The sequence below is a fragment of the uncultured Corynebacterium sp. genome, from assembly GCF_902782855.1.
Taxonomy (GTDB): Bacteria; Actinomycetota; Actinomycetes; order Mycobacteriales; family Mycobacteriaceae; genus Corynebacterium.
The window spans coordinates 1-7,994 of sequence record NZ_CACZOO010000301.1 but is presented as its reverse complement, the minus strand read 5'-3'; the positions used below and the strand labels follow the sequence as shown (position 1 = coordinate 7,994).

General features: G+C 68.3%; 9 protein-coding genes and 1 pseudogene. 2 read left to right on the top strand and 8 right to left on the bottom strand.

The window, feature by feature from the left end:
- Positions 1-865 (bottom strand): MFS transporter (locus tag QZV72_RS12285; protein WP_297008876.1); only part of this gene is annotated, 865 nt, incomplete at its 3' end.
- A 36-nt stretch (positions 866-901) separates the two neighbouring features.
- Complete coding sequence (locus QZV72_RS12280) at positions 902-1,582, bottom strand: NUDIX domain-containing protein (protein WP_297008875.1); 681 nt, start codon at positions 1,580-1,582, stop codon at positions 902-904.
- 130 nt (positions 1,583-1,712) lie between these two features.
- On the opposite strand from QZV72_RS12280, the gene QZV72_RS12275 reads away from it, so the two are divergent.
- Positions 1,713-2,495, top strand: a complete 783-nt coding sequence (locus QZV72_RS12275; RefSeq protein WP_297008874.1) for a TetR family transcriptional regulator — start codon at positions 1,713-1,715, stop codon at positions 2,493-2,495.
- On the opposite strand, the gene gatA is transcribed toward QZV72_RS12275, so the two are convergent.
- Entirely contained in the window at positions 2,456-3,955 is a 1,500-nt protein-coding gene (gatA, locus tag QZV72_RS12270) for an Asp-tRNA(Asn)/Glu-tRNA(Gln) amidotransferase subunit GatA (RefSeq protein ID WP_297008873.1), read from the bottom strand. The genes QZV72_RS12275 and gatA overlap by 40 nt on opposite strands.
- Positions 3,956-3,979: 24 nt before the next feature.
- On the bottom strand, positions 3,980-4,285 hold the full coding sequence (gene gatC / locus QZV72_RS12265) for an Asp-tRNA(Asn)/Glu-tRNA(Gln) amidotransferase subunit GatC (protein ID WP_297008872.1): 306 nt from the start codon (positions 4,283-4,285) through the stop codon (positions 3,980-3,982).
- 201 nt (positions 4,286-4,486) lie between these two features.
- Between gatC and QZV72_RS12260 the strand changes: the two genes are divergently transcribed.
- Positions 4,487-5,161, top strand: a complete 675-nt coding sequence (locus QZV72_RS12260) for an amino acid-binding ACT domain protein (RefSeq protein WP_297008871.1) — start codon at positions 4,487-4,489, stop codon at positions 5,159-5,161.
- A 3-nt stretch (positions 5,162-5,164) separates the two neighbouring features.
- Here the strand turns inward: QZV72_RS12260 and QZV72_RS12255 are convergent, their stop codons facing one another.
- The 4 genes and pseudogenes from QZV72_RS12255 to QZV72_RS12240 form a co-directional block, all read right to left on the bottom strand.
- Positions 5,165-5,455, bottom strand: coding sequence for a hypothetical protein (locus QZV72_RS12255; RefSeq protein WP_297008870.1), 291 nt, complete (start codon positions 5,453-5,455; stop codon positions 5,165-5,167).
- Positions 5,456-5,528: 73 nt separating this feature from the next.
- Complete coding sequence (locus QZV72_RS12250) at positions 5,529-6,077, bottom strand: hypothetical protein (RefSeq protein ID WP_297008869.1); 549 nt, start codon at positions 6,075-6,077, stop codon at positions 5,529-5,531.
- A gap of 86 nt (positions 6,078-6,163) precedes the next feature.
- The gene (gene ilvA / locus QZV72_RS12245) at positions 6,164-7,702 is read right to left on the bottom strand and encodes a threonine ammonia-lyase, biosynthetic (RefSeq protein ID WP_297008868.1); all 1,539 of its coding nucleotides are present in this window, start codon (positions 7,700-7,702) and stop codon (positions 6,164-6,166) included.
- 28 nt (positions 7,703-7,730) lie between these two features.
- Positions 7,731-7,994, bottom strand: a pseudogene (locus QZV72_RS12240) (3'-5' exonuclease); the annotation flags it as partial.

Sequence of the window (7,994 nt, the reverse complement as noted above, 5' to 3'; positions counted from 1 at the left end):
CGGTGGTGCCGATGTTCCCGAGGCAGAAGTTCCGGATCCGGAACAGGCTCAGCGGCATCAGCGGGTCGGTGCCGGACCGCTCCGCGACCTCCTGCTGACGCACGAACAGGGCGAACAGGACCGCAGAGCCCGCCATCAACAGCCAGATCCACCACGCCCAGTTCTCCCGGTCACCCTGCTGCAGCGCGTAGACCAGCAGGAAGACCGCGGCCATGGAGAGTACCACGGAGAGGGCGTCGATGGGCCGGGTGGTGGTACGGATGCGGGGTACCCAGATGCTCACCGCGATGAGTGAGAGGACGCCGATGGGTACGTTGACGAAGAAGATCCACTCCCAGCCGACGTACTCGGTGATGACCCCACCGAGGATCGGCCCGGTGAGGGTGGACAGTCCGGCGGTCGCACCCCACACCCCGAGAGCGGCGCCACGTCGGTTCCGGGCGAAGATCCGGTTGATCACCGCCATGGTCTGCGGAGTGAGCAGGGCTGCGCCGAAACCCTGGACCGCACGGGCGGCGATGAGCTGGTGGATGTCCCCCGACAGTCCGCACCACAGCGAGGACAGGGTGAACACCACCATGCCCACCCGGTAGACGTTGCGGGGACCGAACCGGTCACCGAGGCGTCCGGTGACCAGCAGGGGCACGGCGAAGGTCAGCAGGTACACGGAGGTGACCCAGATGACCTGGTTGTAGTCGGCGCCGAGATGCTCCTGGAAGTCCGGCGTCGCGACGGCCACGATCGTCTGGTCGAGCAGGATCATGAAGAAACCGGTGCACAGTGCGATGAGCGCCTTCCACGCCTGCGGTTCCGGCAGTGGCAGCGCGGGATAGCGGTCGTCGGGCACGGGGGCGGCGTCAGTCACAGAGGGACAGTCTGCCACACGCGCGGGAACACCGGTTCACCGTTGAGCCCCGGCGAGCATCCCACGCAGCCCGGGCAGCGCTTCGCGAAACGGCGGCAGCAGCCGGAGCTCCGCCACCTCGTCGATCGGGCACCAGGCGAGATCGGTGCTCTCGGCGGTCGGGGCGAGTTCCAGCGGGTGGACCGCCGTGCCCAGCACCGTGGTGTAGGTCCACTCCCCCACGGTGTGATCCGGAACCTCCCAGCACAGTTCGCCGTCGATGGTGCCGACCAGACGGTGACCGGTGTCCGGGTGGGTGACGGGGTTGCTCTGCAATGCGTCGAAGAGCCGAAGTCCGGACGCCACGGCGTCGGTCACGGGAGCGGCGAACGGGAGCTCGGCGTCCGTCAGCGGGATCCGGCGCAGCACGTGGTCCAGGGCGGCCCGGGAGGTGACCGCGGAGCCGGTGACGGTGACGTCCGCCGGTTCCACCCCGGTCTCCTCCTGTGTCTCGCGCAGTGCGGCGGCGATGACGGATTCGCCGGTGTCCACCGCACCGCCGGGGATTCCCCAGGTGCCGCCGAAGTTGGTCCACATCGCCCGATGCTGGACAAGCAGCAACGTCACCCCGTTCTCGACGGTGGTGAGGAAGAGACCGGCCGCGCCGAGGGTCCCCCAACGCCGGACACCGTCCTTTCCGACCGCCCAACCGTCACCGTGGATCACCTGTTCAGACATGGTCGCCAGGGTACGCCGACAACACAGATGTGGCCGGCGACCGGAACCCCCGGCACCGGTGACAGAGCTCACCGGCGACCATGTCTCAAAAAGCCATCCTCCCCACACCCCCCACGCTAGGGTGACTCCCATGCACGAGCACCCGCACACAGTGCCCAGCACTGCCCCCTCCCCTGTCTCCGCCGCCGACCCCTCACCCGAGGCGGCGGTGACCCCCGGACCAGCTCCCTCGACAGCCCCCCGCAGGTCCGGCCGCAAGCCCATGTTCAGCGCCGAGGACGTTGTCCGCGAAGCCTTTGACATGGGTCTGGACAGTTTCTCCCTCTCCGCCATCGCGCGGCGCCTCGGAGTCGGGGCCTCCGCCCTCTACCGGGTCTACGACTCACGCGAATCGGTTCTCGACGCCTGCATGGTCACGGTGTCCGCGGAGTTCGGGGACATCGGCGACCTCGTCGCCGAGAACGCGGACTGGCAGACCGTGCTGCGCAGCTGGGCCGCCGAGTACTGGCGGGTCTGCGGGGTCTTCCCCGGATTCCACGCCATCGCCCAGTCCCAGGCACCCGAGGACGGGGCATTCCATCCGGTGTTCCTCCCCTGGCGCGACAGACTGAACACCCTGGGCGTCAACGACGCGCAGATCTACTTCGCCATGGCGACACTGCGGGACGCCTTCACCGGTCTGCAGACCCGGATGGACCGGCTGCGCGGCAGGCCCGACGGCGAGGAGGAGTTCGACCGTGCCGAGACCCTCACCGACGGTGAGACGGTCGAGCCGGAGGTCGGTGAGGAACTCGCCGGGGACCAGGCCGGGCAGACCGTCGACTTCGTCATCTCCGGTCTGGAGAACGAGTGGCCGGAATGGCAGCCCCCGGCCTACTTCCGGCCGGACTCGAACGCGGCGCCGACCTTGTAGAGCCGGTCATCGCCGTGGGCCGGGCCCATGATCTGCAGGCCGACCGGCAGCCCGGTGTCGGAGGCCAGCGGCCCCGGCACGGACATGCCGCACACGCCCGCCAGGTTCAGCGGCAGGGTGCACAGGTCGAACAGGTACATCGCCAGCGGATCATCCGCCTTCTCCCCCAGGGCGAAGGCGGTGGTCGGGGTGACCGGGGAGACCAGCACGTCGACGTCCCGGAACGCCCTGGCGAAGTCCTGCGCGATGAGGTTGCGGACCCGCTGCGCCTTGATGTAGTAGGCGTCGTAGTAACCGACCGACAGTGCATAGGTGCCCAGGATGATGCGGCGCTTGACCTCCGGGCCGAATCCCTCGGCACGGGTGATCGCCATGACCTCGTCGGCGGAGTGGTGTCCGTCGTCGCCACGGCGCTGGCCGTAGCGCATCCCGTCGAAGCGGGCCAGGTTGGAGCTGACCTCGCAGGGCAGAATGAGATAGTAGGCGTTCAGGGCGTAGTCGAAGCTGGGGCAGTCGACCTCGACGATCTCCGCCCCCTGACTCTTCAGCTGCTCCAGTGAGGCCTTGTAGCTCGCCTCCACGCCGGCCTGCAGGCCACGGACGGACTCCAGCTGCTTGACCACACCGATCTTCACTCCGTGCAGGTCACCGTCGGCGCCCTCCTTCGCGGCGGCGACGACCGGGGCGACCGGGCGCCGTGAACTGGTGGCGTCGAACCGGTCGTGACCGGCGATGACCTCGTGCAGTAGCGCGGTGTCCAGCACAGTGCGACCGGTCGGACCACCCTGGTCGAGGGAGGACGCGCAGGCCACCAGACCATAGCGGGAGACGGTGCCGTAGGTCGGCTTCACACCGACGGTGTTGGTCAGGGCCGCCGGCTGGCGGATCGACCCGCCGGTGTCGGTGCCGATGGCCAGTGGCGCCATGCCCGAAGCCAGAGCTGCCGACGACCCGCCCCCCGAACCGCCCGCGGTGCGGGTCAGGTCCCAGGGGTTGTGGGTCGGGCCGTAGGCGGAATTCTCGGTGGAGGACCCCATCGCGAACTCGTCCATGTTGGTCTTACCGAGAATCGGGATGCCGGCGGCGCGGATCCTCTTCGTCACCGTGGCGTCGTAAGGGCTCATGTAGCCCTCGAGGATCTTCGAGGCGCAGGTGGTCGGCGCATCGGTGGTGACGAAGACGTCCTTGAGTGCCAGTGGCACACCCGCCAACGGCGATGCCACGGTGCCCGCGGCGATATCCCGGTCCGCCTGCTCGGCGGCGGACAGGGCCGCGTCCTCCCCGACGTGGAGGAAAGCGTGGACGTCACCGTCGACGGCGGCGATCCGGTCGAGGTGGGCGCGGGTGGCGTCCACCGAGCTGACCTGCCCGGCGTGGATCTTCTCCGCCAGTTCGGCGGCGGTCCAGGTCGTGAGGTCGGAATCGTCGCGGGTACCGACGAGTGCTGTCTGGTCAGTCATGTGTTCTCTCTCCTGCTCGTCCGTCTACTCGCCGAGGATCCGGGGGACCTGGTACCGGTCCTGTGCCTGCTTCGGAGCCTGGTCGAGGGCCTGCTCCGCGGTGAGCAGTGACTCGGGGACATCCTCACGCATGACGGAGACATCCCCGTCGACATTCTGGGTGGGGTGGCTCAGCGGAGCGACACCCTCGGTGTCCACCTCCTGGACGGCGGCGACGGTCGCGACGATGCCGTCGATCTGCTCGGCGAAGTGGATGAGCTCCTCCTCCGTCAGGGCGAGACGGGAGAGCCTGGCGAGGTGCGCGACCTCGTCACGGGAGATCTCTGACACAGGGGGGTCCCTTTCTGATCAGTGTTCGACGTACCTGTGACACTGTAGTCGTCCCGCTCCCGCCGCCGGCGGTCGGGACAGGGCTGGGGGAATCCGGCGGCGTTTCGCCGTACCGGAGACGCCGCCACTTCGCTAGAATCGGGCTGTTGAAACTGTTGTCCCTGGTGAATCTGTCCACCCCCTCACCCCGCGAGGTCTGACTTGTCCTACCTGATGCGCGTCCGGCTGCCCGACGTCCCCGGAACTCTCGGCCTGATCGCCGCAACCCTCGGGGCCGTCGACGGCGACATCCGCACCGTCGACGTGGTCGAGCACGACCCCGACGGCACCGTCGTCGACGACATTGTCGTCGATCTTCCCTCCGGACGGCTCGCGGATGCCCTGATCAGCGCGGCGCAGGAGGTTGACGGCGTCTACGTCGACTCGATCCGCCCCTTCTCCGGGACGGTGGACCGACGGGGTCAGATCAGCCTGCTGGCCGCGGTGGCACGGCGCAGCGCCCGGACCGGGGCGCTCGAGTCCCTGTTGGAGAAGCTGCCGCAGACGATGTCGGTGCAGTGGGTCGTGGTGCTGGAGTCTGTGACCGGTACCGACGGCACCGTCGCGGTCCACCGCGTCGCGGCGTCATCCTCCGCCCCGGAGGACGACGGCACGGTTCTCAAGGCCACCCCGGTGACCGCGGCACGCGCCCTGACAGACCGGGACGACTGGGTACCGGAGTCCTGGACCGTCATGGACTCCGCACTGGCCGCCACTCCCCTGGACGGGACGGATCTGCTCATGGTCATCGGACGCCCGGGCGGTCCGGACTTCCTCCTCTCCGAGATCGACCACCTCGGTGAACTGGGGCTGATCCTCGGTTCCCTGCTGGACTGAGTTTCACCCCTCCGGCCGGTGGTGGGAGTACCTGTCCACGGGGACGCCGGGACGGAGCCGGTCCCAGAGTGCCGCCATCCCGGCGCGGCCGACGGGGACCAGGCCGTCCACCGTGAGTTCCCAGTCGACCTCCGGGGTGGACCAGCGGTGGAGTTCCTCCTTCTCCTGCCTGCTGAGCCGCCACAACTCCGCAGGTTCCTCTGCAGTCACCCCCGGGTCCCCTCCGCCGAAGCGGCCCCGGAGCAGGTCACGGAGGGACTCGTCGGGGATCACCGAACGGTTCAGAAAATGCACCGTGGTGCGGAGTCCGTCCTCGACCCAGGTGATGTGGTCGGATTCCCACCCCCTGGCATCATCACAGTCAGCGTCACTCTCCCGCCGGAAGATGACACCGGCAGGGTTTCCACCGCTGAAGGTCCCGTCCTCGTGGTGGCGGCACTGGGTCGGCGACAGATCGACCGTGGCTGGAATCCGCAGCAGGGCAGCCGAGACGTGCTCCCCGGAACCAGGCGCGCTGTGATTCCTCCAGAGCCCGGAGGTCCTCCTCCTGTACCGCCTTGACCTCGTCCTGCGTCACGGACGGGCCGTCCCAGACGAACAGGGCGCCGTCGAGTGGGAGGCCGAACTCCGCGTCCTCGATCCAGGCCTGTGCGTCCGCGGCATCCGGATGCTCGTTGACCTCGCCCAGCAGGAATCCGGACTCCTGGTCGACCCACATCCGCAGCGGACCGATCTTGTGCCGGGGTGCTTTCAGTGCCACCGTCCGGCAGTCGCGTCCCCGGAAGCGTTCCGCGATGACCGGTCCCTCCGGCCGGGTGAAATCGTCCCCGGACCAGTCGCGGTTCTCCCGTGAACGCACGAAACTGCGGGCGTCCCCGTGGTAGCGGAGCGTTCCCGGGGAACTGTGCCGGGCCACCGAGATGTCCGTGCAGGGTCGTCTCCGGGTACCCGGTCAGTTGCGCACGCAGCGTGGCCCAGTCCATGGTCCCACGCTACCGTCAACTACTCCGCGGACGCCGGGGCGAGGAAGAGCTGGTACGAGGGATCGTCGGTGATCTCGGTGAACGGGAACGCCAGCTCAGCGAGGTGCTCCTCGAACTCGGCGCTGCCGGCGCCCTCGAACGCGGCGAGGACGCGACCGTAGTCCATGCCCTGGCTGCGGTAGTGGAAGGCGGTGATGTTCCACCGGGTACCGAGGATCTCCAGGAAGCGGGTCAGCGCTCCGGGGTGTTCCGGGAACTCGAAGGAGAAGACCCGCTCGTCCACCGGTGACGGCGGGACTCCGCCGATCATGTAGCGCACGTGCTCTTTGGCGGTCTCGTCGTCAGAGAGGTCGACCACATCATAGCCGGCGTCGCCCAGGGCGTCGGCGATGGCGGCGCGTTCCTCCACGCCCTCCTTGAGCTGGACACCGACGAAGATCCGGGCCCGGTGGTCCGCGGTCTGCCCGCCGCTGCGCTCGTCGACCCGGTAGTTGAACTCGGTGACCATCCGGCCGTCGAGCACCTGGCAGAACCGCAGGAACGCGCCCTGTTCCTCGGGGATGGAGACGGCGAAGATCCCCTCGCCGCCCTCGCCGAGTTCCGCACGCTCGGAGATGTAGCGCAGGGTGTGGAAGTTGAGGTTCGCCCCGGAGAGGATGTTGACCAGGGTCTCGTCCCGGGTGTCATGGGTGGCGACGTACTTCTTGAGGCCGGCCAGAGAGGTCGCTCCTGCGGGTTCTGCGACGGCCCGGTTGTCGTCGAAGAGGTCCTTGATGGCGGCACTGATCTCGTCGGAGCTGACGGTGATGACCTCGTCGAGATGGTCACGGCACAGCCGGAAGGTCTCGGACCCGATGGTCTTCACTGCCACGCCCTCAGCGAAGAGACTGACGTGGTCGAGGGTGACCGGCTCGCCGGCTGCCAGCGCAGCGGTGAGGCAGGCGGATTCTTCCGGCTCCACGCCGATGACCTTGATCGACGGGTCGAGTTCCTTGAGCAGCACGGCGACACCGGCGGCAAGCCCGCCGCCACCGACGGGAACGAACACGCGGTCGACCGGGCCGGACTGGAAGATCTCCAGGCCGATGGTGCCCTGGCCGGCGATGACGGCTTCGTCGTCGAACGGCGGGACGTACTCCAGCCCCTCCAGCCGGGACAGCTCGATGGCCTTGGCCTGGGCGGCGTCGAAGTTCTCACCGTGGAGGATGACCTCGCCGCCGAAGCCCCGTACGGCGTTGACCTTGATCGACGGGGTGGTCACGGGCATGACGATGACCGAGCGCATGCCGAGTTCACGCCCGGACAGGGCGACTCCCTGAGCGTGGTTGCCGGCCGAGGCGGTGATCACGCCGGGGCAGCCCACGAGCTGGGACATGCGGTTGAAGGCGCCACGCAGTTTGAAGCTGTGCACCGGCTGCAGGTCCTCGCGCTTGACCAGCACCCGGTTGCGAATTCGTCCGGACAGGCCCTCCATCGGTTCGATGGGGGTGTGCTTCGCTGCCCGGTAGACCGGCGCGGAGACGATGTCGCGGAGGTATTCTGCGGAAGTCTTTGCCATGGTCGCCCATGGTACTCAGGGGCGTGGATCAGGCCTGCAGCGGCCAGGACGTGTTGACCGAGGCCGCCTTGGCGGTCTGCCCCTTCTTCAGGAAGTACTCCCGGAGCTCAGTTTTGTCCCCGTAGTTCCAGGTGGCCTGTTTCAGCATGAGTTCGTCGGCGGTCATCTCCACGACCTCGGGGTAGGCGCGGGCGAGTTTCCATGCCAGGCGCGCCGCGGCCACGGCGTCCGCGGTGGCCTCGTGGGCGTTGTCGAGGGAGACGCCGTAGTGCTCGCAGACGATACCGAGCTG